Source organism: Shewanella sp. K8 (assembly GCF_028823715.1).
GTDB classification, from domain to species: Bacteria; Pseudomonadota; Gammaproteobacteria; order Enterobacterales; family Shewanellaceae; genus Shewanella; species Shewanella algae.
The window spans coordinates 245,338-271,337 of the sequence record NZ_JAPEHY010000001.1; the positions used below are offsets into that span (position 1 = coordinate 245,338).

At 54.3% G+C, this 26,000-nt stretch carries 21 protein-coding genes; 12 read left to right on the top strand and 9 right to left on the bottom strand.

The window, feature by feature from the left end; genetic code table 11:
- Window positions 1–3: 3 nt before the first annotated feature.
- Together ON072_RS01135 and ON072_RS01140 are read right to left on the bottom strand one after the other, a co-directional pair.
- Window positions 4–459, bottom strand: a complete 456-nt coding sequence (locus ON072_RS01135) for a tellurite resistance TerB family protein (RefSeq protein ID WP_028780009.1) — start codon at window positions 457–459, stop codon at window positions 4–6.
- 184 nt (window positions 460–643) lie between these two features.
- Window positions 644–1,174, bottom strand: coding sequence for a DUF2780 domain-containing protein (locus ON072_RS01140; protein ID WP_096142126.1), 531 nt, complete (start codon window positions 1,172–1,174; stop codon window positions 644–646).
- A 187-nt stretch (window positions 1,175–1,361) separates the two neighbouring features.
- On the opposite strand from ON072_RS01140, the gene ON072_RS01145 reads away from it, so the two are divergent.
- Both ON072_RS01145 and ON072_RS01150 read left to right on the top strand, forming a co-directional pair.
- Window positions 1,362–2,066, top strand: a complete 705-nt coding sequence (locus tag ON072_RS01145) for a hypothetical protein (protein ID WP_025888906.1) — start codon at window positions 1,362–1,364, stop codon at window positions 2,064–2,066.
- Window positions 2,067–2,109: 43 nt separating this feature from the next.
- Window positions 2,110–3,522 (top strand): tetratricopeptide repeat protein, encoded by a 1,413-nt coding sequence (locus ON072_RS01150; RefSeq protein WP_045283296.1) that lies wholly within the window; start codon window positions 2,110–2,112, stop codon window positions 3,520–3,522.
- Here the strand turns inward: ON072_RS01150 and ON072_RS01155 are convergent.
- On the bottom strand, window positions 3,519–3,818 hold the full coding sequence (locus ON072_RS01155) for a hypothetical protein (protein ID WP_025010750.1): 300 nt from the start codon (window positions 3,816–3,818) through the stop codon (window positions 3,519–3,521). The genes ON072_RS01150 and ON072_RS01155 overlap by 4 nt on opposite strands.
- 326 nt (window positions 3,819–4,144) lie before the next feature.
- Here ON072_RS01155 and ON072_RS01160 point away from each other — a divergent pair, with 326 nt between their 5' ends.
- Window positions 4,145–6,016 carry a methyl-accepting chemotaxis protein gene (locus ON072_RS01160; protein ID WP_107005797.1) on the top strand — a complete coding sequence of 624 codons (1,872 nt, stop codon included), beginning with the start codon at window positions 4,145–4,147 and terminating at the stop codon, window positions 6,014–6,016.
- 24 nt (window positions 6,017–6,040) lie between these two features.
- On the opposite strand, the gene ON072_RS01165 is transcribed toward ON072_RS01160, so the two are convergent.
- Window positions 6,041–7,000: a LysR family transcriptional regulator gene (locus tag ON072_RS01165; RefSeq protein ID WP_025888907.1), complete on the bottom strand. Its 960-nt coding sequence runs from the start codon at window positions 6,998–7,000 to the stop codon at window positions 6,041–6,043.
- A 113-nt stretch (window positions 7,001–7,113) separates the two neighbouring features.
- Here ON072_RS01165 and ON072_RS01170 point away from each other — a divergent pair, with 113 nt between their 5' ends.
- Window positions 7,114–8,322: a multidrug effflux MFS transporter gene (locus ON072_RS01170; protein WP_274625913.1), complete on the top strand. Its 1,209-nt coding sequence runs from the start codon at window positions 7,114–7,116 to the stop codon at window positions 8,320–8,322.
- A gap of 182 nt (window positions 8,323–8,504) precedes the next feature.
- Entirely contained in the window at window positions 8,505–9,095 is a 591-nt protein-coding gene (locus ON072_RS01175) for a tRNA-uridine aminocarboxypropyltransferase (RefSeq protein ID WP_025010752.1), read from the top strand.
- 167 nt (window positions 9,096–9,262) lie between these two features.
- Here ON072_RS01175 and ON072_RS01180 read toward each other — a convergent pair whose 3' ends face one another.
- Entirely contained in the window at window positions 9,263–11,365 is a 2,103-nt protein-coding gene (locus ON072_RS01180) for a putative bifunctional diguanylate cyclase/phosphodiesterase (RefSeq protein ID WP_234519127.1), read from the bottom strand.
- Window positions 11,366–11,577: 212 nt separating this feature from the next.
- Here ON072_RS01180 and ON072_RS01185 point away from each other — a divergent pair, with 212 nt between their 5' ends.
- The 4 genes from ON072_RS01185 to ON072_RS01200 all read left to right on the top strand — a co-directional run bounded on the left by ON072_RS01185 (window position 11,578) and on the right by ON072_RS01200 (window position 16,188).
- Entirely contained in the window at window positions 11,578–11,931 is a 354-nt protein-coding gene (locus ON072_RS01185) for a hypothetical protein (protein WP_025888910.1), read from the top strand.
- 72 nt (window positions 11,932–12,003) lie between these two features.
- Window positions 12,004–13,302, top strand: coding sequence for an amidohydrolase (locus ON072_RS01190; RefSeq protein ID WP_274625914.1), 1,299 nt, complete (start codon window positions 12,004–12,006; stop codon window positions 13,300–13,302).
- A gap of 127 nt (window positions 13,303–13,429) precedes the next feature.
- The gene (locus tag ON072_RS01195) at window positions 13,430–14,758 is read left to right on the top strand and encodes a M16 family metallopeptidase (protein ID WP_274625915.1); all 1,329 of its coding nucleotides are present in this window, start codon (window positions 13,430–13,432) and stop codon (window positions 14,756–14,758) included.
- A 56-nt stretch (window positions 14,759–14,814) separates the two neighbouring features.
- Entirely contained in the window at window positions 14,815–16,188 is a 1,374-nt protein-coding gene (locus tag ON072_RS01200; protein WP_446741083.1) for a M16 family metallopeptidase, read from the top strand.
- A gap of 68 nt (window positions 16,189–16,256) precedes the next feature.
- Here the strand turns inward: ON072_RS01200 and ON072_RS01205 are convergent, their stop codons facing one another.
- Window positions 16,257–17,234 carry a hypothetical protein gene (locus tag ON072_RS01205; RefSeq protein WP_144218609.1) on the bottom strand — a complete coding sequence of 326 codons (978 nt, stop codon included), beginning with the start codon at window positions 17,232–17,234 and terminating at the stop codon, window positions 16,257–16,259.
- Window positions 17,235–17,510: 276 nt separating this feature from the next.
- On the opposite strand from ON072_RS01205, the gene ON072_RS01210 reads away from it, so the two are divergent.
- Both ON072_RS01210 and ON072_RS01215 read left to right on the top strand, forming a co-directional pair.
- Window positions 17,511–18,074, top strand: a complete 564-nt coding sequence (locus tag ON072_RS01210) for a hypothetical protein (RefSeq protein ID WP_234555672.1) — start codon at window positions 17,511–17,513, stop codon at window positions 18,072–18,074.
- Window positions 18,031–18,570, top strand: a complete 540-nt coding sequence (locus tag ON072_RS01215) for a hypothetical protein (protein WP_274625917.1) — start codon at window positions 18,031–18,033, stop codon at window positions 18,568–18,570. Before ON072_RS01210 ends, ON072_RS01215 begins: the two co-directional genes overlap by 44 nt.
- Before the next feature lies 1 nt (window position 18,571).
- Here the strand turns inward: ON072_RS01215 and ON072_RS01220 are convergent, their stop codons facing one another.
- The 3 genes from ON072_RS01220 to exaC all read right to left on the bottom strand — a co-directional run bounded on the left by ON072_RS01220 (window position 18,572) and on the right by exaC (window position 23,749).
- Entirely contained in the window at window positions 18,572–19,036 is a 465-nt protein-coding gene (locus ON072_RS01220) for a tRNA (cytidine(34)-2'-O)-methyltransferase (RefSeq protein ID WP_025010760.1), read from the bottom strand.
- A 131-nt stretch (window positions 19,037–19,167) separates the two neighbouring features.
- Window positions 19,168–22,032 (bottom strand): TonB-dependent receptor plug domain-containing protein, encoded by a 2,865-nt coding sequence (locus tag ON072_RS01225; RefSeq protein ID WP_025010761.1) that lies wholly within the window; start codon window positions 22,030–22,032, stop codon window positions 19,168–19,170.
- A 196-nt stretch (window positions 22,033–22,228) separates the two neighbouring features.
- Entirely contained in the window at window positions 22,229–23,749 is a 1,521-nt protein-coding gene (exaC, locus tag ON072_RS01230; protein ID WP_044735443.1) for an acetaldehyde dehydrogenase ExaC, read from the bottom strand.
- A 247-nt stretch (window positions 23,750–23,996) separates the two neighbouring features.
- Between exaC and ON072_RS01235 the strand changes: the two genes are divergently transcribed.
- Window positions 23,997–25,799, top strand: a complete 1,803-nt coding sequence (locus ON072_RS01235; protein ID WP_274625918.1) for a sigma-54-dependent Fis family transcriptional regulator — start codon at window positions 23,997–23,999, stop codon at window positions 25,797–25,799.
- Window positions 25,800–26,000: the final 201 nt, after the last annotated feature.

Below are 26,000 nucleotides of genomic sequence, written 5' to 3' on the forward strand. Positions count from 1 at the left end.
GGTTCAGTCTGAGTTGCCAGTCATGGCCTGGTTGCGCAGCTGGATCAGCTCAGAGTGTTTGAGATACAGCAGATCGGCACAGCGGCGGATGATCTGGTCTTCGTAGCGGCACAGCTCGCCGTCGGCATAGGCCACACGCCACATCGCCAGGATCAGCTGCTGCTTCTGCTCAAGGGTAAAGCTATCATTGATGGCTGAGGTGAACTCAAACAGTGAGGTGGCATCGTGACGGCTTTGTTTTGCCTCAACTATCAGCTCGGCCGCCGCTTCGGCGGCTATACCCAGCGTTTGTTCCAGAAGTTCGGGTAACAGCTGGGCCTCGGTGCCGGACATCTCCTCATCGGCATAAACCACTTCCAACAACATGCTGGCGGCTGCCAATTCCAGTTGTTTCTGCTGTTCCTGCGGGGATTTGCTCTGCTGATGGGCATTCAAAAACTGCTTGAGTTTGGCGATCATAGGCTTCTCTTGTCAGTTGGCTCAGTGTTGGGCTAACCCTGTTGGCTCTGGGAGTGTCGGGCCGCGCGGTTTGCGGCTTGGGCAGGGTGAAAACCAGCCTTGCCGATGCGCGCTTTAACCGGGCGGCCACATTTTTTAGACGCCATCAGTGGCCGCGGGTTCCCCTTTGATAGTGTGAACCGCTTTACAGCAATGAGCCCAGCCCCTTGACCAGGAGATCGGCTGTGCCTTCGCCACCGCTACTTTGCAGGTAGTTTTTGACTATATCTATCATGGGCGCAGCCAGCTCTTTGGAGATCCCAAGTTTGGCAAAGGCATCATAGACCATGGCGCTGCCCTGTAGAGAGTTACCCAGGTCGCCGGCTTTTGACAAAAGGCCCGTCATCCCTGAGGTGCCATCCAGCTTGGGCGCTGCGGCCAGCAAGCCATCAATACCGGGAATGCTGTCGGCAATGGGAGAGAAAGATTCTTGCCCCAATGAAGTCTTGGCCAGTCCGAGCAGGCTGCCAAGGCCACCTTCGGCCTGGGTTTGAGTCAGACCCAGCTGTGACATCACGGTGCCAACCAGCTCACTGTTTTGAGTGGCGGTCTGAGTATTGGTGGCCGTATCGGCTTGTGTCTGGGTGTTGCTGGTGAGTTTGTCGAACCAACCGGCCTGCGCTGGGGCCGCCAACAGTGATCCCACGATTACGGCTGCAGTGATATAAGCTTTCATTTCTGCTTTCCTGTGCAAATAAAAGGTCTTCTGGGGCCATATTCTAGTCTTATCTCAGTCGTCGATGCACGGCTTTTGCGTGACAGGCGGTCGTTTTGCTGTATTTCATTTGTGCATTGGCGCGTGAATTTGGGTATCCTTGGCGTCTATCTTGATCCTTTAATTACAACCTTTTTGGGAAAGCTGCATGTCTCTGTCTGCCATCCTGACCGAAGCTTATAACTTCTTCCGTAATCATATCGTTCAGCTGGCGATGCTGACCGTTCCCTTACTGCTGTTGCAGGTGGGTATTCAAATGTGGCTCGGTGCCGAGCTGCTAAATGCCGATCCTGAAAATCCGCAGTTCGGCACTCCTCATATGCTGGCAGTGATCGCCTTGATGGTGATCTTCTCAGTGCTTATCGCGGCGTTGACGCTATTTATGGAGCTGCGTACCGAAGGCATGCAGCCCAGTACAGGCCAGGTGTTGAAATCCAGTCTGGCATTTGTGCCTGGGCTGATGTTGGCCGGAGTGTTCTCCGGAATGGCGATCGCGGCGCCGACTATGATCCTGGCGGCCATAGGGCCGATTTGGATCCTGGGGATGGGGATCAGCCTGTATCTGTTTGCCCGCCTGGCCTTTGTTAACTTTATGGTAGTGGTCGAGCGCATGAGCCCGTTGCAGGCCATCAAGGCCAGTTTTGAGTTCAGTAGCGGGCTCACCGGCACGACAATCTTGGTACTGCTGAGCTATTTTCCGCTGCTGCTCATCGGCAGTGTGCTGTCGCAACTGGGACAGGCTGGTGGTATGCCACTGCAGTTGGTGGTGGATACCTTTGTGGCTTTCATTGGTTTATTCGTCAATGTAGCCTTGTTCCGCCTTTATCGCGTTGCCCGTAAGGGCCGAGCTTGAATCTTCTTTGCTAGCCGCTCAAGCGGCTCTGTGAGGTCAGACTGTGCTGGATGATGTTGCCTTTATAGCCAGTGTGTCGGAAGACTTGGCCCGGGAATACCGGACTGCCAAGCGCTATGTGCAGGACGTGCCAACCCAGGCACTACTGCATGTTCGCAGCTTTGCCCACAAATTGACTGAGCTGTTGGCCGCACCGGCCAAGCTCAGTTTTGACAGCCCCAACCTTTATGATCGTATCGAACAGCTCAATCGCCAGCGGCTGATCGATGTGCGCATCACCCGGGCGCTGCATAGGCTGAGGGCCGATGGCAACCGCGGCGCCCATCCGGAAAAGTTCCACCTCACAGAAACGCAACTGCTGCAACTGGCCAAAAAGGCCATCGGCGATCTGTTGAAACTGATGGAACTGGCCTACCCCAGGCTGAAGGGCCGGGAAGCGCCAGAATACCACTTCGATGACTTTGATCTGCAGGCCGGACGCGAGCTCTGCTATCGGGCCGTGATGGAGGATGATGCCGAGGCGCAATATCTGCTGGGTATGGCGCTCAAGAATCGGGCCCTGATTGCCCGTGGCCAGGAGCAGGCCCTGCAAGATAAGGCCGACGAACCGCTCACGGGTGACTCGGCGCGAATGCTGGCCAAGGCGGCACACTGGTTTGCCGAGGCGGCGCCAACTGAACCCAAGGCGTTGTTTGAACACGGAGTGGCCCTTATTCATGGCTACAGAGGTGATGTTGATCTTGCTACCGGGCAGCAGGCTATTCGCCAAGCCGCTGAGGCCGGCGTGACCGATGCCATGGCGCTCTTGGGTTACTTCTATCTGGTGGGCAGTGGTGAGCTGGCTAAAGATGAAATCGAGGCAGAACGTTTCCTCAGTGCTGCTGCCGCCAACGAACAATCTGAGGCCATGGCCAATCTCGGGGTGCTCTGTTATCAACGCGGCGAGCTGCAACAAGCCTTTGAACACATAACCCGGGCGGCCAGAGCCGGCGATCCCCACGCTCAATACCACCTAGCCCTGATGTTGGCCCGTGGCGAAGGCTGTGAAGCCGACCCTGGTGCCAGTGAACAATGGTTGGCCGAAGCGGCAGAGCAGGGACAACTGGATGCCATGTTGGCGCGGGCGCAGCATATGCTCAACGATGACACCGCATTTGGCTCGGATCTGTCTCAGGCCGAAAGTTATTTAAGACAGGTTATCCGCTATGGCCACAGTGTGACCGCCATGATTGAATTGGCGATAGCCCTGACCGATGGTTGCCTTGGACGTATAGACATAGTGGAGGCTGTTGCTTGGTTGCGTCTGGCGCGAGAGCGCGCCGATGAGCGTGAACTGGAGGTGATAGGCCCCTTGTGGCAGTCACTGCAACAACAGGTTGAGAATGTATTGCAGCTGAGCCAATCGGCAGATGAGCGGCGTGCCCTGAAACGGGCACAGGAACTGCTCGCCGATTAGTCCGGTTCGTGCTCTATGATACGGCCCCTTGGGCTCAAGCCTGAATCCCGGCACAGGTTGGGATCCAGGTCGTAGAGATCTCTTTGTCTGCCTCTTTGGCGGCACTGGTGAATGCTGGCCAACTGGCGTTTCAAATAGCTGCGGCCAAACAGGCTCAAACACAGGAGTGTAGTCGCCGCCAGGATCAACACCAGGGGCATAAGCAAGAGTGCCAGGCTAAAGGCACTGAGACTCAGCAATGCTCCCGCCAAGGTTCTGGGATTGAGTGGCTGACTCTGCGCAAATTGTCGGTACATCTTTCTTCCTCCGGTCTTTGCTTGGGTCCAAGTGTGACCCCATCCCTGGCTCAGGTCACGTTAAATCTGCTTCATTATTCATCATGTTTAATACGACTTTATTAAGAAAGCGTTAAGAGGCAGGAGTTCCCCGAATAAATAATTATTCATCAACTGTGGTTTAAAACCCAAAAGCCAGAGTTTTTGTTGCAATTTTGACCTGTTTTTCAACTAATTGTGAACTATCACTCAGTCAAATCAGTAGAATATGCGATCATTTCGACAAAGCTGTAGGTCGCTACTCCGATGGTTGTCGGCCTTTTCTCAAATATCGGACCCCGCTGAAGATGAAACTCCGCTCATTGAAACACAAGTTGCTGGTGTGTGTGGTACTGGCATTGACTCTGGTTGTGGCTCTGCTTTCCTGGCAAAGCTACAGCACTCAAAAAACACAACTGTTGCAAGCCAGCCAGCAAGAGTTAAAGCGTATTGGTGATATGCAGGCACAGCGTGTCACCGAGTGGTTGGCGATTCGCACCAACGTGGTTTCATCCTTGCAGGAATACATAAGTGATGACTTTGTGCCTGCACTGCAGCAGGCCCGGGCGGCCGGCAAGCTGGAGTCTGTCTACTTCGGTGGCAGTGACGGCAAAATGCAGGATGCCGATCCCAGCGTGGACAACAGTCATTACGACCCCCGCAGCCGTCCCTGGTACCAGGATGCCATGGCCAAAGGCCGGGCCATTATCACCAAACCCTATATCGACAGCGGCTATGGTATTCAGGTGGTCTCTTTGGCGCAGCCAACCGCCAAAGGGGTGATAGGTGGTGACTTGGCAATTGATACTCTGGTGGCCGAGGTTAACAGCATGGCGATCCCGGCCGCGGGTTTTGCCGTCATGATGCATAACGACGGTACCGTAATCGCTTATAAGGATGGCAGCAAGGCGATGCGTCCGGTTGCCGAAATTGATGATGATCTCGGTGCGGGCATTCTGGCCAACATTCAAAAAACGGCGCAGTTGCAATCCCTGTATTTTGATGCCGATGGTCGGGACAAACTTGTTTGGGCAACGGCCATCCCGGATACCGACTGGCAGCTCTTGCTGCTGCTGGATAAGGCAACGCTTGAAGCACCGCTCGGCAAATTGCTTTGGACCCAGGTTGGCTTGGCGGCGCTTGTGCTGCTGGTGAGCACGGCGGCTATCTCTTGGTTTCTCGGACTCTTGTTGGCTCCGCTTGGGCGGGTATCCCAGGCGCTGGCACGGATTGCCGACGGCAATGGCGATCTGACCCAAAGGATCACTGTCGACAGCAATGATGAAGTGGCCGAGCTGGCCGACAACTTTAACCGCTTTGTCTCGGCCCAGCATCAACTGATAAGCCATATACGTCAGTTGGCGGCCGAACTGGATCTGGATGCCGAGCGGGGGTTGAATACTACCCAGAGCTCGGTTGTTGAGCTGCAAAGGCAGCAGCAGGAAGTAACCATGGTGGCTACCGCAGTTACCGAGATGGCCAGTGCCACTCAGGAGATTGCCGCCAACGCCGAGTTGACCGCTACTGCAGCGCAGCAATCTTCCTGCAGCTCGCAGCAGGGTAAGAGTCTGGTACTGCAGACCCGAGACTCGATACATTCATTGGCTGAGGAAGTAGGCCAAACCACCGAAGTGATCAATGAGCTCAATCGTCATGCCCAGGCTATCAGCGGTATTCTCACCGCAATTCAAGGGGTGGCCGAACAGACCAATCTGTTGGCGTTGAATGCCGCCATCGAGGCTGCACGCGCCGGCGAACAAGGGCGCGGCTTTGCCGTGGTGGCCGATGAAGTGAGGGTTCTGTCTCAGCGTACTCAGGATTCGGCCTCCGAAATCCACGACACCATAGAGGCATTGCAGCAAACCACCGCCAGGGCGGTAGCCTCCATGGAAAACAGCCGCCAGATGGCAGGCCGCAGTGTCGGCGATGCCGAAGAGGCCAGTAGGGCGCTGGAAGAGATAGCCGTTGCAGTGGCGCAGATATCCGATATGGCCGGGCAGATAGCCACGGCGGCGGAAGAGCAGACTCAGGTAACGGGGGAGATTACCCAAAACACCACGGCCATCAAGGACGTTACCGATGAGATCACCACCACCGCCATGGACGACCTTGAGCACGCCAAGGCGCTCAAGGTGCGTGCGACCGATCTCAATGCCAAGGTCGCGACCTTCGTGCTCTAATCACGTTTAACTCAAGACCGCTGCTCAGGCGGTCTTTTTACTACTCATGCTGTCACCTATCAGCTGCCGCATCCAGCGATGGCCTGGGTCGTCATTATTGCGCTCATGCCAGAGCAACACATAAGCCATGGGCATAAAGTCTATCGGCAGTGGCAATTGCTGCAGCGAGTAAAGCTTGCAGGCGTGCAGTGCAAAACTGGATGGCAGGGTAAACACCAAGTCACTGTGAGCGCAAATACTGGCAGCACCGTAGAAGTCGGGCACTGTAGCACTGAGGCGGCGATGATGACCGAGATCCGCCAGAAAGTAGTCCAGTGCCCACCAATCATTACCCTCACAACGCACCTGTACATGGGGTAGCGCCAGGTAGGCTGCCAGATCCCAGACCTTGTTCTTTTGAGCTTGAAGCGCCGGGTGCCCTTCGCGCACCAGACACACTTGATGATCCTGAAACAGAGTTTGGTACAAGATCCCTTCAGGCAACTGGCTGAAGTGAAAGCTGGAGCTGGGCTGCAGATCCCTTCCCGAAATTCCCAAATCTATCTGCCCCTGCTGCAGTGCCTGCATGGATTTTTCGGTCCAGACATAGGAGTCGAGCCTGACATTAGGGGCGTTGCTGAGCAAGCGACCGATAAAACTGGGCAGCAGAGTTTCATAGGCGCTTTCTACCATGGTGAGCGAAAACTGCCGGTTGCTGCTGGCCGGGGTAAACACGGGAGGTTGGGTCAGTTGATGCAGACTCTGTAAGGCGATAGGCAGATGTTGCGCTAACTGTTCGGCGTGAGCCGTCGGCTTGAGGCCGTGGGCGGTGCGCTGAAACAAAGGATCGCCCAACATGTCGCGCAGGCGGTTGAGGCTCTTGCTCAATGCAGACTGACTCAGGTGCAGTCGATTGGCGGCGCGGGTCACGCTGCGCTCTTCCAGCAGCACCTGCAACATGACCAACAGGTTGAGGTCGATACGGGCCAGATTATCCAGATTCACCCTGATATTCCTCAGAGGAAATTATGTTGTGAGATTATATCATTTCTTTTCATACCACCAGTTCATTAGAATGTGCCCCATCTCAGTTTTCACTCAGGATTGAACGACAACCTATGGCAAAAAACCTCCTGCCTATGCTGATGGCCATGGTGCTGTTAAGCCCACTGGCTATCGATATCTACTTGCCCTCTTTGCCGACTATGGCGATTGAATATGGCGTCAGTGCCGGCGAAGTCCAGTCTACTCTGGTGCTTTTCCTGTTCGCCATGGGGGTAGGGCAGATCCTCATAGGCCCTTTGGCTGACAGATTTGGCCGCAGGCCTGTGGCATTGGGGGGGATTTCTCTCTATGTGCTCAGTGCGCTGTTGGCTGTGGTTGCCATGGAGTTCGAATGGTTACAGATTGCCAGGGTATTGCAGGGGTTGGCAGCTTGCTCCACTTCTATTGTCGTCTTCAGTGCAGTGCGTGACTGTTACGCACCGGCTGAAAGTTCCCGTATCTACAGCTATCTCAACGGCGCGATTTGCGTCATCCCCGCACTGGCGCCAACGCTTGGTGGCGTGATGGCGATGCAATTCGGTTGGCGTTCAACCTTTGGACTGATGGCTGTTTACGGCTTGGTGATCCTGCTGCTGGTGAGTATGCGTTTTCCAGAAACCCGGCCGCAGAATACCGTCAGCAGTGGGCCGCTGTACCGCTGGGGTCGCTATCAGCCTGTATTGGCCGAACGCCACTTCCTGTTTTATGCCTTCTGTTGCATGGCCGGTATGGCCTCAATATTGAGCTATGTTTCCTACGCACCTGTGTGGCTGATTGATCATTTGGGTATGTCAGAGCTGGCATTCAGTGGCCTGTTTGGACTCAACGCCTTGGTGAACATTATTGCTTGCTTTGCCGCCCCCATGGTCACCAAACGCCTTGGAAATCGCGCGACCGTTGTGTTTTCGCTCTGGTTGCTGCTGGCTTCTGCCGCGATGCAACCTGTGATGCAGATCTATGGCCCTCAACAAGGTATGGCTGCCGCCATGAGCTTTATGTTGCCCATGATGTTGCTGTGTGTCGGATTCGCCTTCCTGTTGGGTCCGGCAACCAGTATGGCGTTGGCGGCCTTCGGAGAGCGTGCCGGTACTGCGGCAGCCTTGCTCGGTTGTATTCAGATGAGCGGCGCCTCTTTACTGGCCGGTCTGGTGCAGCAAACCGACCTCAGTGCGCCATTCGCCGTGACCCTGGTGATGGGCAGCCTGTCTATGGTGCTGCTGCTGATCATGGCCCAGCGTCGTTTCAATGCCTGGCATCAGGAGCAGCAGTTTGCGCATCACTGAGTTTTAACAGATTTAAGCATCACCCTTGGCCCGTTGCAGTTGACCGCTGCCGCGGGCATTTTTTTAGTGCCAGGGTGGTGCATGGGGGCAATGCCGGTTGCTGGCAGGGGTTGTGTTACCATAGCTGGCGCTGTGGTAGGTCCGCAGTCTTAAAAGTGTTGAATCTCTGATAGAGAAGACCTATGTCGCGCCCTTACTGTGAACAATGTGGTTACCCGCAAACGGCCTGTGTTTGCGGGGCCGTGTCTGCTATATCTCCACGCAGCCGGCTGTTGGTATTGCAGCATCCCTCCGAGGTGGAACATGCCAAGAACAGCGTGCGTTTATTGCAGTTGGCGGTGCCGAGCACCAGAGTGGTAGTGGGCGAAACCGAGGCGGACTTTGCCGAGCTGAGAGCCGAACTGACAAGGAATAGCATGCCGACTTTCTTACTCTATCCCTCTGATGAGAGTCAGCTATTACAGGCGGCTGAATCATCTGAAGCGGTACGGCTTATCCTGCTGGATGGCACCTGGCGTAAGACCTTGAAAATGTATCGACTTAACCCTTGGTTACAGGCCTTGCCCCAAAAGCATTTGTCACTGACGGCGCCGACAGCGTATCGCATTCGCAAGGCCAGCCGCAGCGATAGCCTGTCGACACTCGAGGCGGCAGCAGCGGCCCTGTCTCAGTTGGAGCCTGGGCTGGATGTGGCGCCTATGCATGGGTTACTGGCTGAGCTGGTGGCGCAGCGGCTGCGACGGATGCCGGCCAAGGTGCGGGAGCGGTATTGAGTAAGCGGTAGCGAAAATTTCGTGTAGATCACGACATTTATAAGCTAATCCGGTTTTAATTAGCGTACATCATCCCTGATGATGGAGTGGGACTGTCGGCTTACCGCTTTTGCAGGGGAGTGGTAGCAGAATGACTCTGTTGCCGGCAGTCCTGTTCACTCCGCTGACTAAAGCTGAAAATGTGCCAGGGCAAACTGTTCTGGATGCAAGGGATAACCGAAAAAGAACCCCTGTGCCAGCCCGTCACCCATCTGCCGCACCATATCATTTTGATCGGCCGTTTCTATTCCCTCGGCAACAAACTTGAGCTCCAGTGCCTGTGACAGCTGCACTATGGCCTGACACAGACGTTTGCCTTTCTGATGCTCCAGCTGTTCGGCAAATTCACCGGCAATTTTCAGCCCATCCAGGGGCAGGCTGCCTAAACGGCTCAGTGATGACAGCCCGGTACCGAAATCATCGAGGACGATTCTGACCCCCAGCTCCCTGAGTTGTTTGAGGGTTTGTTTGGCCTGGCGTGGATGGCCCAGCAGTGCCGATTCTGTGATCTCCAAAATCAGTGCTTCGGCGGGAAGCTGATGATGTTGCAGCGCCGATTTTACCTGCTGGTAAAAGTCCAGGTGCTCCAGTTGCAGCGGCGACACGTTGACCGAAATAATAAAGTCGTTGTCCTGTTGCCGCCAAAGCGCCAGTTGCCGGCAGGCTTGCTCCAACACCCAGTTGCCGACAGTGACTATTAGACCGGTTTCTTCCAGCAAAGGCACGAAATCGGCCGCTTCCAGTAGTTCGTGTGGACTCTTGTGCCAGCGCAGCAGTGCTTCGGCGCCGGCCATGCGGTTATCCTTGAGCCTGACTATGGGTTGGTAAAACAGGCTCAGTTGCCCCAGCCCCAAGGCATGACGCAGATCGCCGAGCAATTTGAGTTTATGTTCGGCGGCCTCACTCATGGAGCTGTCATAGAAATTGATATGACTGGCGCTGCGTTTGGCACTGTACATGGCGGTGTCGGCCTGGCTCAGCAGCTCGGAGGGATCTATCTCCCGGTCGCCAAACAGGCTGATACCTATACTGGTACCCAGGTAGAATTTCTGTCCTTCCAACTCAAACGGCGTCTCGAACAGGGCCAATATCTGCTGCGCGAAACGGTAGATATCTTCTCTGTCGCGGCAATGCTGTAACACCAAGGTAAATTCATCACCGCCCATGCGGGCGATGTCGGCTCTCTCTATGCAACCGGCTTCCAGCCTGGCGGCGACCAATTGCAGTATTCTGTCACCCATGGAGTGGCCAAAGCTGTCGTTGACATGTTTGAAGCCGTTGAGGTCGAGAAACATCAAGGCACCTGTGGTTGGTTTTCCTTGGTTGGCTGCTTCGCGACTGGCGCTGAGGGCCTGGCGCAGTTTGCGCTTCATATGACGACGATTGGGAAGTCCGGTGAGCATGTCGAACATGGCTTGTTCTGTCAGGCGAGACTCCAGTTGCTTGCGCTCGCTGATATCGCTGAAGATGGTGACCAGATAACAACCGGATTCGGTCTGCAACCTGCGACTGCTCTGCCAGGCGGGAAAGTGACTGCCATCGACTCGGGTATGGCTGACCTCGCCCTGCCAGAAGTCCCGCTGCGCCAAGGCGGCGCGGCATTCTCTCTGTTTGGGGTCGTTTGCGGTTTCGAGGATCTGCAGTTGCTGGCCTATCAATTGTGCCTGGCTGAAACCGCAAAGGCGGCAGAGGGCCCGATTGACTGCGAGGATTTTGCCCGAGGTATTACTGATGACTACGGCTTCGGCACTTTCTTCAAGAATGCCCGCCAATACGCTGCGGGGCAGCAAGCCAAATACGTCCTGAGCTTCACCTCTGGGGCCCAGGCGACGATCCAAGGCTTCGAAACGCACCAAGATCATCCTGTTACTGTCTATTCTGACTGGTTCCAGGTAGAGGCGGGTTGGCAGTTCTTTGCCGTGGCGATTGAGATGCAGCCACTCCTGCACCTGGGACTTAGCCGTAGCGGCCTGCAGTAGTTTTTTCGCCAACTCTATGCTGCTCTGGCCGCCCAATTGCAGTCTGGGGGCAAAGTCATAGAGAGTGGCATCGAGAATTTCCTGGTGGACACAGGCGAAGTAATCCAGCGCGGCCTGGTTGGCTGCGAAAATTTTACTCCCTCTGAACAGTGCCAGAGGTGTCGAGTGTGGATCGCTGCGCCAGAGTTGCAACTGGGGGCCAAGCTTTGTGTCAGCCACCAGACTCTGCAGCAGTTGTGTCCATCGGATCATCCAGGATACTCCCTTGTCGTTCTCCCGCTGAGAACCACTTCCCTTTGTCAATACTTCAATCCTTTGGTTTTAAAACTAAACAGATCTACTCTGTGGCTCAATCAAAATTTCGTTTTGTTGCTAAAAATGTTCATTATCGGTCAAACTGGTGAAAAAATGTGTGATAGTCCTTGGAAGATGGATTTTTGTTCTCTCTCATGCAGGAGTGAATTATGGCGAGATTAATACTGTTACTGAGCTGGCTGCTGGCCTTTGGCGTGAGTGCGGCCGATTTGACTCAATTGAGTGAAAAAGCCAGTGAAGATGCCCGGCGTCTGGAGCAGGAACAACTGGAAAAAGCCAGGGCCGCAGCCAAGGAAACTGCCGAGCGGGAACAGAAGGTGCTCAAACGCCAGCAATCCGGTGAATGGCAGGAAGAGCAAAGGCTAAAAGCCAGTAAACAGTTTGATGAGAGGGCGCAGCGGGAACAGAAATACTTGCAGGAAGCCAAAGAGGCTGCGGCCAAAGAGCGCAAGATCGAAGAGCCCAAGATGAAGAAGCTGAAACAGAAGCAGATAGAACCTTAAGCCAGAGCTGTATTTCAGCCCCCAAGCTAAAGTGCTTGCCGTCCAAACCATTCAGACTAACAGGGAGATGTTATGAAATCTTTTGTCTCGGGACTGAGCCTGGTTCCCGCCTGTTTGTTGCCATTTGCCGTATTCGCTGCCGACCCTAATGTGCTGGCGCAGCAGCAAGCCGCCAAGTTGGAGCCAAAAGTGATTGAATGGCGGCGGGATCTGCATAGGCACCCTGAGTTGTCCAACCGTGAGTTTCGCACGGCCGCCAAGGTCAGTGAGCACCTGCAATCTTTGGGATTGGAAGTACAGACGGGTGTGGCTCATACCGGTGTCGTTGCCTTGCTCAAGGGCGATTATCCCGGGCCCTTGATCGCTCTTCGGGCCGACATGGACGCCTTACCTGTTACTGAAGCCGTGGATCTTCCCTTTGCCTCCAAGGTTAAGGCCGACTACCGTGGGCAAGAGGTGGGTGTCATGCATGCCTGTGGTCACGATACCCACGTGGCCATCTTGATGGGGGTGGCCGAAGCCCTGAGCAACTTGCGATCTCAGCTTCATGGTGAGGTGATGTTTATTTTCCAACCGGCGGAGGAGGGAGCGCCTGAAGGGGAAGAAGGCGGCGCCGAGTTGATGCTGAAGCAGGGGCTGTTTGCCGCCAAACCCGAACGTGTTTTTGGGCTGCATGTAACCTCGAATCTCCCAACAGGCATGATAGGGCTCAGAGCCGGGCCAACCATGGCCAGTGAAGACTCTTTCAGTATCCAGGTTAAAGGACGTCAAACCCATGGCTCCCGTCCCTGGAATGGCGCCGACCCCATAGTGGCCGCGGCACAAATTGTCAGTGCCTCGCAAACTATTATCAGCCGCCGCACGGATTTGACTGCCGGCCCCGCAGTATTGAGCTTTGGTGCCATCAACGGCGGGATACGTTCGAATATCATTCCCGATGAGGTTGAGCTTATCGGCACCATAAGAACCTTTGATCAGCCGAGCCGGGCCAATATCAAACGGCAACTGAGCAAGACCGCCGAATTGATAGCGCAAGCCAATGGCACTGAGGCGAAGACAGAGATAGTCCAGGGTTATCCTGTGCTGGTGAACAGTGCTGAATTGGTGGCCGAAGTCAGGCCCTTGCTGGAGCAAGTGGTCGGCAAGGGGAGGCTGGTGGAACCCGGGCTTATCACAGGGGCTGAGGACTTTGCTTTCTACGCGCAAGAAACCCCGGGGGTTTTCTTCTTTCTTGGGGTAACCCCAGAGGGGACTGACCCGGCAACGGCGGCCAGCAATCACTCCCCCTATTTCTATGCCGATGAAGCAGCGTTCAAGACGGGGGTAGAGGCGTTGACCACACTGGCACTCACCAGCTTAAGCGGCAAATAAACCGTACGGGATAAAGCATTTTGCTTACAAAATCTGACAATTCCGTATCACTTGTTACTTGATTTACAGTGCTTTTTTACCCGATATTGGATCTTTTGAAATCAGCAATCAGCCAAGGAGCGACCCAATGAAGCGTACGCTGACCGCCCTGCTGATGTCAGCCAGCCTTCTTGGGGCGGCGACAACACAGGCGACCACGGCCGAAGATATTCAGAGTTTTACCCTGAATAACGGCATGAAAATCATGGTATTGGAGGATTCATCCATTCCCAATGCCAACATGTATCTGTTTTGGAAGGTGGGTTCACGCAACGAGGTGCCCGGGATCACAGGGATTTCCCACTTCTTCGAGCATATGATGTTCAATGGCTCCAAGAAATACGGCCCCAAGATGTTTGACCGTACCATGGAAGCGGCCGGTGGCGCCAACAACGCCTACACTACTGAAAACGTGACCGTTTATACCGACTGGTTCCCTTCCAATGCTCTGGAAACCATTTTTGATCTGGAAGCCGATCGGATTGCGGCGCTGGATATCAATGCCGAGATGGTAGAGAGTGAGCGTGGCGTAGTTGCCTCCGAGCGTACCACAGGGCTGGAAAACTCCAACTGGCGTACCCTGCAGGAAGAGGTAAAAGGTGTGGCCTTCAGGGCGCATTCCTATAGCTGGTCAGTGATTGGCCATGAATCTGATATTGCGGCCTGGACCTTGGAAGATCTGGTGCAGTATCACAAGACCTACTATGCCCCCAACAATGCGGTTGTGGTGATTGCCGGTGACGTTAAGCTGGCCGAGGTCAAGCGTCTGGCCCAGCGTTACTTTGGCCCTATCCCGGCGCAAGAGCCACCCAAGGCGGTGAAGACAGTCGAGCCGCTGCAAAAAGGGGAACGACGGGTCTTCGTCAAGAAGGAGTCTGTCAGCACGCCCAATATCATGCTGGCCTATCACGTACCGGCCACCACCAATAAAGACTATTACGCGCTGGATCTGCTGACCTCGATTCTGAGTGAAGGCAACAGCTCGCGACTCTACAAGGCTTTGGTGGACAAGCAGTTGGCGATTGCCGCCGAGACTTATATGCCCATGTCTTTTGACCCCAACCTGTTGTACATCCTTGGGGTGGCGGCCCCAGGTGTCAGCGCCACCACTCTGGAGCAGGCATTGATCGAAGAGGTCAACCGTATTGCCCGTGACGGCGTTAAGGTTGAAGAGTTGGAAAAAGCCAAAAATATCAAGCTGATGGATTTCTATCGCAGTATGGAAACCATCAATGGCAAGGCCAATACCCTGGGCACCTACGAACTTTATTTCGGTAGCTTCGACAAGCTGTTCCAGGCACCGGATGCCTATAACCGGGTCACAGTGGCCGACATTCAAAGGGTGGCAGAAACATACCTGCGCCGTGCCAACCGCACTGTGGGGGTACTGGCTGCACAAGAGGAGGCGGATCAATGAGCAAGGTTTTTTCTCTCAAGGCCTCTCTGGGCGCCATGGCCATTGCCGCAGCCTTGATGGTTTCAGGTTGTCAGTCTACCCAGGTGAATGTGAGCCAGGATACCGGCCACTTTGTACTGCCAACTTATGAAAGAGTCACTCTGGGTAACGGCCTGACGCTGATGCTGATGCCGCAGAAAGAGGTGCCGTTGATCACCCTGAACGCTGTGGTGAAAGTCGGCAGCGTCAATGACACCACAGCCGGTGTGGCAGAGGTGACGGCTCAGGGCTTGTTGCTCGGCGCCGCCGGTCGCACCAAGGCCAGCATAGAGCAGGAGGTGGACTTTCTCGGTGCCAGTCTGAATGCCGATGCCGGCCGTGAGGGCAGTTACCTCAGCGCCGATTTTATGGCCAAAGATGTCGATACCATGCTGGGATTGTTTGCCGATGTGCTGACCCGTCCCGACTTTGATGCTACCGAGTTTGATAAACTCAAGAGCCGCAGAGTCGCCGAGTTGGCGCAGGAGAAAGAGAGTCCCAAGTCCGTGATTGGGCGCTACTTCAACAAGTTGGTCTTCGGTCAGCATCCTTATGGCAATGCCACTTCGGGAACCAGTGAGTCTGTGTCCCAGTTGACGGTCAACCAGCTGAGAGCCTTCCACAAGGGCTACTATCAACCGGCCAATACCGCTATCAGCGTGGTGGGCGATTTCGACCCGGCGCAGATGAAGGCCAAGCTGCAAGCGGCATTCGGTCAATGGAGCAACAGTGAATCGCTGCGTGCCGTCGACCTCAAGCAGGGGCTGCCGACCCTGTCTGCCAGCCGAGTCTTGCTGGTGGATAAGTCGGACGCGATAGAGACCACCTTCACCATAGGTGGCCTGGGTGTGACTCAGGATAACCCTGACTATGTGGGCCTGACTGTGGTCAACACCATACTCGGTGGCCGTTTTACCTCCTGGCTCAACGATGAGCTGAGGGTGAATGCCGGTTTAACCTATGGCGCGCGCTCGGGTTTCGTTCCCTATCGTGACTCAGGGGTGTTTATGATCAGTACTTTCACCAAGTCGGCTACTACAGAGGAAGCCATTGACTTGGCACTCAAGACCTACAGTCGCCTGTGGCAGAAAGGGATAGATCAGCAGACTCTGGATTCGGCCAAGGCCTACGTCAAAGGCCAGTTCCCGCCCAAGTTTGAAACCAGTGGTCAGTTGGCCGGTCTGCTGTCAGACATGTACTTGTACGGTTTTGATGAGTCTTATATCAATCAATTCCAGCAACGGGTGGATGGGCTGACTCTGGCGCAGACCAAGCAGTTGGTTGATAGCTACTTCCCCAAGGATAAGTTGCAGATGGTGCTGATTGGCAGTGGCGACAAGATAGCCCCGATAGCGGCCAAGTATGGCGAGGTGACCCGGGTCGATATCAAGGATGTCGGTTTCGGCGGTTAACCCGACCAACTTAATCAGACAGCCACCTCAATTGAGGTGGCTTTTTATATCATTCTGCATACGCGCTTTTACTTTGGGGCTTGAACTTCACACAAGTTCAGCCTGCGTTTGTCGTTCACGACAAACAGCCTGTCATCCATAAAGCTGACCTGAGCCTTGGCCGGTTTGATGTCACCGAGACTTTGAACCTGGGTTAGTGCCAGTTCAAAGGCGCTTTGATCCTCGGCCAGTGGATGACACTCGAAGCGATTGTTGCCCTTGGTTCTTAACCACAGCTGTGGCCCACAATTGCTGAAACGGGCGCTGCCGGGCGCCAGAAGGCGAGACGACTGCAAGAGCAGATCTTTTTCCTGACCACTGCCGAGCATTTTGGAAAGCTTGCCAAAGAGGCTGTCCGGCAGGCCATATCTGTACTCTGCCAATATTGTCTCTTGACTGTCCGCTGCAGACTGCCCCTGACAGAGGCAGAAAATCTGCCTGTCACATACCTGGATCTCTTCCAGCCAGTGTGGGCTGCCCGGCTTTAAGGCGGTGAGCTCAGGTTCGTCCGGCTCCTTGTATCTGTTGACCAAGTGACACTGATCATCCTTGATAAATAACCAGGAAATGGCTCGGCCCTTACGGGTATTGGGGGAACTCATTCGCAGCAGCAGTTGATTGTCATCCAGCGGGCAAAGCTGCAATGGCAGAAAGTGGAAGTGTTGCTGCTCCACAGTCATGGAAAGCACATCCGGATTGGCAAAGGGGTAGTGCTGCGCCTTATCTTCTGTCAGTGAATCCCAGATCCAGAGCCCGGTTTCATCCACCAAGGTGAGTTGTTGATGCCAGAGGCAGACCTGGGGATGCCCCTTAAATTGGGTGAGATCCAGCAGCAAGCCGGGGGAGTCCGCCTCGGTAGGCCAAATGGCCAGCAGCGGCTTACGCTCTGACTCGTCCCACAGAGTCAGCGCCAATAACTGCGGTGCCAGGAAGCGTGCGGCCTCCAGCAACCAGCCTTTGTGGTTGAAATCCCACTCTCTGATGATACGGCTCTTGAGTCTGTGCATGAGATCTCCGGCAATAACAGCATTGGCATTGATTGTCGCAGAAACTGTGCAATAGATCTGCTACGAAAACAGAAATTTATCGGCTTGTTTATCGGGAAACTTTGTTCTGAGCCAGGTGCTGTTCGACTGTGGGATTTGGCGGAGTTAAAAAGCTTCCGGGCACTAACGCATAGTCACGACACCGGGTTGCCGTTTGCCGGCCGCGCCAGGTAAGAGGCAAAAGGCGTTTTATGTCCTAAACTTCTTTATGCCTGCCACTCAGCCACAGAGATCCCCATGACCATGACAGATAACAAGCAGCTCGAAACGCCCACGACTCTGGATTCACTCGATTCGGCCCAATGGCTGCATATTTCGGAAACGGTAAAACTCTTGTTGTTGTCGATAGCTCAGATAGAGTTGACCCTGACTGACGGTGAACACAATGTCACCGGTTTAGGGAGTCTGTTTACCGACATGGCGGAGCAATTGCGTGAGGTGAATGCTTGGTTGGAAACTCAGGAGAATACTCCGGCCGAGATCCGCGATCATGGCCGCCATCTGGCCGGTAAGGTCAATGAAGGCATAGTGGCTTTTCAGTTCTATGATCGCCTGTCACAAAGGCTCAACCATGTGGTGACCGGGCTGGCGCTGACTGAGGAAGTTCTGCGGGATGAGCATAGTCGCACCTCGGAACATGCCTGGAAAATGTTACAGCGTACGATTAAGTCGACATACTCGCTGGACTGTGAACGCAAAATGTTTGATCTTGTGCTGCAGGGAATGCCACTACACGAGGCTTTGAGCCAGTATCAAGATGAACATCTCAAGCAAAACAACAACGATATCGAACTCTTCTGATTTTCTACGCCTGTTTATTATTTCCCTGGCCTTGGCCTGGCAACCCGCCTGGGCCGGCAAGGCCTCCTTTAGCCAATTCTGTGAAGCGCTCAATGGCCATTGGCAGGGGGATGGCGCCCAAAGCGGACAAACACCGAAGCAACTCAGCCTGGATGCCATCTGCAGTAAAGACAAGCGTCAGTTGTTACTCAGCGTCAGTGAAGGGGCACGCCATCCCCTGAGTGAAACCTGGTGGTTCAGAGACCAAGACCCCAGCGTGGGGCTCTGGTACTTTGATGGTGTGACCGAAGAACGCTTTCAATCCTTCACTCTTTACCATCAGGGCCGCGGATTTTCCCTGTTGGGTGAAGGGCAGTCCGGCGGACGCCCGGCGTTGATCCAACTGCTATTCGAAGCCGACAATGACGGCTGGCTCTGGCGCCAGAATTTGCACTATCTGGATGAGGACTCGGATAGCTATCAAACCTACAGAGCCATCTCACTGCAACATCGCTGATTTATTTAGCGCCGCTGAAACCCTGTTGACGCCATGCTTCATAGCTGATGATAGCCACTGCGTTGGAAAGGTTCAGGCTGCGGCTGGAGGGCACCATAGGGATCCTCAGTCTGTGCTCTGCAGCAATGCTCTGCAATATTTCCTGAGGCAGGCCGCGGCTCTCTGGGCCAAACAAGAGCACATCACCTTGCCGATACTCGAGCTCAGAATGTGGCCGGCTGCCCTTGGTGGTGCAAGCCAAAATGCGTTTGCCCGCCATGGCTGCGAGAAAGTGCGGGAAATCCGGGTAACGGTTTACTCGGGTCAGATCGCCATAATCCAGCCCGGCCCGGCGCAGTTTTTTCTCTTCCAGATCAAAACCCAAAGGCTCTATCAGGTGTAGCTCGCAGCCGTTGTTGGCGCAGAGACGGATAATGTTGCCGGTATTGGGGGCGATTTCGGGTTCATAGAGGGCGATGTGGAACACGGGTTTACCTTATTGCATGCAGATGCGGGCATTATACCATTCCGCTAAGGAGTGTACTCTCTCAGTGAGAATGCAAAGTCGCTAGAAAGTAAAAAAGCCCCTTACGGGGCTTTTTCAGGCGAGGTAATCGCTTACATCTCGTATTTGACAGTCAGGTAGAAGAAACGACCTATGTTGTCATAGCTGGCACTGCCTGCACCTGTACCAGTGGTGCTGCCTGGCAGATCACGGTCGAACACATTGTCCACCCCGAGACCGAACTCCAGTCCATTATCCATGGCATAGGTGGCATACAGGTCTGTAACACTGTATGAACCATAGCTCATAACATTGGAGTAAGGCACGTCATAGTTGGCGCGGAACTGTGGTGTATACAGATCTACCGAGTCCAGATAACGTGTCTTCCAGTTCAGGTTCCAGGCGTCGTAGCTGTAGTTCAGCACCAACTGACCTTGCCACTGTGCTTCACCCAGAGTGCCGGCATACTCTTCAAAATCGGTCGCATCATCCTGGAAAGGATACTCGTTGCGTTCAATCAGATAAGTACCCAGCAGGTTGGTGCGCAGATCGCCGCCAAATAGTGGGAAGTCATAGCCGACTTCAAAGTCGACCCCTGAAGCTTCCTGCTTGGCTACGTTCTGCACAATCTGAGTGATGTTAGTGATCTCGTGTGAGGTGGGATCACGGGTGATCAAGTCACAGTATTGGTTGTTGATACCTGTGGGTGAATCCACGCAGCGATCGATAATATTCTGTGCAGAGATATTGGCGATAGCATCTGTGATTTCAATGTTCCAGTAATCCACAGTCATCACCAGACCTTCAACGAATGAAGGCTGGAAAACCAGACCGACAGTGTAGCTGTCAGACTCTTCAGGCTCCAACTGGTCATTACCACCTGAAACTCCTTCTAGGGTGGCGCTGTCATAGTTGGAATCGAAGTCAGCCGGAATACCGAGAGCGGCACAGTTGGCTGCACGAATCGCCTGCTGATCCGGGCTCAGACCCGACAGCTCACTGGCTTTACAGCTATCATCAACACTGAAGAAGTTCTGGCCTTGGGCACCATAGTATTCACCAATGTTAGGTGCACGCAGAGCGGTAGACAGGGTTGAACGCAGACGCAGTGAATCTATGATGGTCCAGTCCAGACCCAACTTCCAGCTGGTGGCATCGCCAATAGTGGAGTAGTCGGCGTAACGGATAGCACCATCGACCGTCAGGTTCTGGATACCAGGCAGGTCTTCCAGCAGTGGTACAGAGATCTCGGCATAGATTTCTTTGACATCGAAATCACCGCCTTCACTTTGCAGGGCGTTGAAGAAGGTGGCGCCGGTGGCGGCAAATGGATCTTCTTTACTCTTACTCTTTTCCTTGCGGTATTCGATACCGGAAGCGAAACCAACCATACCGGCAGGCAGTTCAAACAAGGCAGAGTTGGACATAGAGCCACCAATGACATACTGCTCAATCTTGGCGGTACCTTCAGTGGTAGTGCTGAACCAGTCGGCAGCTTCGCGGGTTACTGCTCCATCGCCAAACAGATTGACTGGCACACAACCTGCGGCCTGGGCATCTGCGTCACGACAGACGATTTCGCCGCTGACAGGATCGCGGATGGCATCGACTGACTGCTGGAAGTTTTCAAAGATCAGGTTGTTGTAGTTGGTACGGGTCTGCTCTGTCTGGCCATAGATGGCATAGGCTTCCATCTCCCAGTCTTCCAGTACAACGCCGTTTAGACCTATCACATACCTTTGAGTGGTACGCTCGTCATCTTCGGCACGAGGCCCCATATCGGTCATAAAGCGGTTAACCACAACATAACCTTCTCCGGCCTGATCCATCAAAGCACCCAATTCATCAGAGATGTAGGGGTTATCACGGGTAACCAGAGTGTTGTCCGGATCGAAGAAGAAGAACGCCGGCTGCCCTGAAGTGGTGGCGTTGGTTCGGCTCCACTTGGCTTCAAAATAACCATTCAGGCTGTCGGTAAAGTCGTAGTTGGCCTTGAAGTTGATGGTGGTACGATCAAACTCAGGTTGCAGCTCTTCCCACTGACGCAGGTTGATATAGTCACAGCCTTCACCGGCACAGAGTACACCGTCGGTGAATTCACCTGTTCCTACTTCGACCGGCGTGCCATCTGGCTTGAAGGTATAAACACCTGGGGTGCCACCGTAGAAGCCAACGGTACCTGCATTACTGATACCCCAATAACCGGCATTCTGGTACAGGGTCTTGTAAGTATCACTACCGGGTGGGTTGGTCAGTGAAGACCATGAGATAGCGGTTTGGTCGCGATCCAGCATCTCCAGGCGGTCTTGCTGAGCGTATTCGACCGAGATGGCGGCGTTACCACGATCGTTATCAAAGTTGGAGCCATAGGCCAGGCTAAAGCGCTGGTTATTGTAGTCGCTGTCATCGGCGATACCGGCGGCGGCTGAGGCTGTCAGTCCTTCAATCTTCTTCTTCATCTTGAAGTTAACAACACCGGTAACCGCATCGGCACCATAAATGGCCGAGGCACCACCCGTGATGATTTCAACACTCTCAACCCACTCGGTTGGAATGGTGTTAACGTCAATAGAAGAAGTACCTGGGCTACTGGCTACATGACGCTTGCCATCGACCAGTACCAGAGTCCTGGAGGCGCCCATGCCACGCATATCCAGCAAGTTCAAACCGGCAGTACCGATAGAACTTCCTGAGTTGGCCAGTGAGTAAGTGTTTGCCAGAGCTGGCAGTTCGTTGAGTGCTTCACCTATGTTCACGGCCCCTGTTTTGATCAGAGACTCGCCTGAAATTACGGTAACCGGGCTTGGTGCTATCGCACCTTCACGCAGAATACGTGAGCCTGTTACCTGGATTTTTTCAATCTGCTGCTCATTTTGTTCCTCTGCCATGGCCGGAGAGGCCACTGCCAGAGAAGCAAAACCCGTTGCTGCAAAAAGTGAAAAGCGAATGGCGTTCGCCAGCAATTTCTCTTTTAACATACCAACTCCCTATGAAATTGTTTAGATATTGTTATTTATGTTTCTTGTTGTAGCTAAACAATACTAGTATTTGTAAAAATCTCTTTCAATAGTTGATTTACTGGTATGTTTTGTATTCGTAAATGTTAATTTACTGCGTTAAATTTGTGTAATAAAAAACCCGGCAGAAGCCGGGCTTGTTTTTACTGTGTTTGGTTTAGAAGAAACCCAAGGGACTGGTGGAGTAACTCACCAGCAGATTCTTGGTATTTTGGTAGTGAGACAGCATCATTTTGTGGGTCTCCCGGCCGATACCTGACTTTTTGTATCCTCCGAAAGCGGCATGTGCCGGGTAGGCATGATAGCAGTTGATCCAGACCCGTCCTGCCTGGATCCCCCGCCCCATCCGCTGCGCCCGATTCATATCCCGGGTCCAGACGCCGGCACCCAAACCATACTGAGTGTCGTTGGCAATGCTGAGAGCTTCTGCTTCATCTTTGAAGGTGGTTACAGCAACGACTGGGCCAAAGATCTCCTCCTGAAATACCCGCATCCGGTTATGGCCACTGAGTATTGTCGGGGTAACATAATAGCCCTGACTCTGGGAGCCCGGCAGATTGTTGGCCTGACCGCCAAGCAGTACTTTGGCGCCTTCATTGCGGCCAATTTCCAGATAGCTGAGAATCTTATCAAACTGCTCCTGTGACGCTTGAGCGCCGACCTGAGTGTCGGTATCCAGCGGATCTCCCTGTTTGATACCCTGGGCTCTGGCGATGACCCGCTCGATAAATTTGTCGTAGATGGACTCCTGGATCAGTACCCGGCTGGGACAGGTGCAGACTTCACCCTGGTTGAAAAAGGCCAGCAACATGCCTTCGACCGCCTTATCCAGATAGTCGTCTTCCTGTTCCAGGACATCGGCGAAATAGATGTTGGGGGATTTCCCGCCCAGCTCCACGGTCGAGGGGATTAGTGACTCGGCGGCGCACTTGAGTATGTGGTAACCCACTTCGGTTGAACCCGTGAAAGCCAACTTGGCGATGCGTTTGCTGGTGGCCAGCGCTTGACCCGCCTCGGCGCCAAAGCCGTTGACGACATTAAGCACCCCGGCAGGCAGCAAATCTTGAATCTGCTCCAGCAGTACCATGATGGAAACCGGTGTCTGCTCCGCTGGCTTGAGTACGATACAGTTGCCGGCCGCCAGTGCCGGGGCTATCTTCCAGGCCGCCATTAAGAGTGGAAAGTTCCAGGGAATGATCTGCCCAACCACGCCCAAAGGTTCGGGAAAGTGATAGCTGACCGTGGTGGCATCAATATCGGCAGCGCTGCCTTCCTGCGCGCGAATACAGCCGGCAAAGTAACGGAAGTGGTCCACCAACAGGGGTAAGTCGGCATTGAGGGTTTCCCTGACCGCCTTACCGTTTTCCCAGGTTTCGGCCACTGCCAGCATCTCCAACCTCTGCTCTACTCGATCGGCAATGCGCAGTAACAGATTGGCCCGTTCGGTGACTGAAGTCTTGCCCCAACTCTCTTTGGCGGCATGGGCCGCATCCAGCGCCAACTCGATATCCCGGGCGTCAGAGCGGGCGGCCTGACAGAAGACTTCGCCGGTGACCGGGGTACGGTTATCAAAGTATTGTCCGCCAACCGGCGCGAGCCACTTTCCACCAATAAAATTGTCGTACTTATCCTTGAACTGCAGCAGGGCACCCTGAGTGCCGGGTTGGGCATAAATCATGGTGAGTTTCCTCGTCTTGTTGAAAGATTTTTCTTGTATTTATCTGTTCGGCCACAGCGGCCTTGGCTCAGGTAAACGCAAAGGCCGGGCCAGTGTGAGCCTGCTTGTTCATTTATTGTGCTAACAGTATGATGAAAAACTAAATTTGCGATTGCTGTATCTTGGCGTGGTGCCGGGTACTCGAGTTGTCTATCGCGCAAACTGTGGCAAAAAGGTACACACAGGTGTACCAGAATGGAGCAGGGCTATGACACTCAAGACCCATTCCCAATCCTGGTTATCAGCTTCCTGGCAACGTTGCCAGGGGGCCGGGCTCAATCCCGCCGCCATACCCGATGAACTCAGGCTCAATACTGCAGCCCTTGATGAGCGGCGCCAGCGCCATGGCCGGCTGCTGCAAGCCGTGGAGCACAGTGCACTGCCACTGTTCAATCAACTTATGGGGCGAACCCAGAGCCGGCTCATCCTCTCGGATCCTCAAGGTTTTGTGCTGCATCACTGGGGCGTGAGCCGCTACTCACAAAAGCTTGCCAATATTGCCCTGGATACCGGGGTCAACTGGATGGAGCAATACAAGGGGACCAATGCCATAGCCGCGGCACTCAGCGAACGCCAGTGTGTTTCGGTTATCGGTGAGCAGCACTTTATCAAGAGCCACAGATTTATGAGTTGCACCGCCAGCCCGCTGTTTTCCCCGGACGGTGAGTTGCTGGGAGCCTTGGATATCACCAGTGAGCAGCAAATCCATACCCCAAAGACAGCCATCTTGGTGTCCAGTTTGGCGCAGCAGTTGGAGCTGGCCTTATTGTGCCGACTCCCCGGCGCTGCTGTTCGATTGGATCTGGCGCCGCAACAAGCCCTGTTGCATTCAGGCTGGCAAGGCGTATTGGTGCTCGACCTTGATGGACGGGTGCTGGGCGCCAACCCTATGGCAAGGCAGTTGCTCAAAGGCATCAACCTGGGCCAAATTCATCAGGCCTTGTCCCCTCAGGTATTGAGCCGGGGCAGCGGCCGCTTGCAGCAGGGATTGGTGTTCAGAACCCAGGCGTTGGAGCTGCCTCAACATACCAAGCCTGTGGTTCGAGCGAGCCAGAGCAGAGAAAGCCAGAGCAGAGAAAGCAGCGCAGCTTTTAAAGAACCCAGGTTGGAGCAAGCCTGGCAGCAGGCGCGTAAGGTGTTGGCACGAAATATCCCTTTGCTGATCCTGGGGGAAACCGGAGTGGGCAAGGAGCAGTTTGTCAAACAGCTGCATGTGCAAAGTGCCAGGCATCAGCAGCCTTTTGTGGCGGTCAACTGCGCCGCGATCCCGGCGGAGCTGGTGGAATCAGAGCTGTTTGGTTATCAGGCGGGTGCCTTTACCGGAGCTTCCAGGCAGGGATATGTCGGCAAAATACGTCAGGCGCACCAGGGCTCCCTGTTTCTGGATGAAATAGGCGAGATGCCCCTGGCGGCCCAGAGCCGTTTGCTTAGGGTGTTGCAGGAGCGCGAGGTGGTGCCCATTGGCAGTAATCAGGCACACAGCGTCGACATTCAGGTGATTGCCGCCACTCATATGGACTTACCAGCATTGGTGCAGCAGGGGGCCTTTCGCGCCGATCTCTATTACCGGCTCAATGGCTTGCAGGTCACACTGCCTGCATTGCGCCAGCGAAGCGACCTGCGGCGTCTGATCCACAAATTGCACCAGCGCTATCGAGTTCGGCCCCAGAGCCTGTGTCCTGTGCTGGAGCAGCGATTGCTGCAATATCATTGGCCGGGAAACCTACGGGAGCTGGATAACCTGATGCAGGTAGCCTGTTTGATGGCCGAAGAGTTCCCTGAACTCAACTGGCAAACGCTGCCTGAGAGCCTGCAGCAGACCTTGGGTACTGCAGAAGAGGCGATTGCCGGCTTGGCACCCGCGCCGGGCAACAATCTGCACAGCCAAATGCAGACGCAAATTCGCGACACCTGGCTGGCCTGCAATGGTAACGTCAGTGAAGCGGCACGCCGTTTGGGGATTAGCCGAAACACCCTATACCGTAAGCTTAAGGCGTTGGCGCTGAAGTAGTTTTAGATGTTGATATTTTGTTAATATACTCGCAGTAGTACAGTCAATGATTGAGGCCAGTGCAACAGATTGGGATTATTGAATGTGAACCAAGCCTCGAAATAGCCCATGAGTTGCACGCCTCGACACTCTGCGAATTATCCGATGTCTCGGCGGTGGTTTTTCCACTAGTCTTGAATCCATATTTTCAACAGCAGGAGC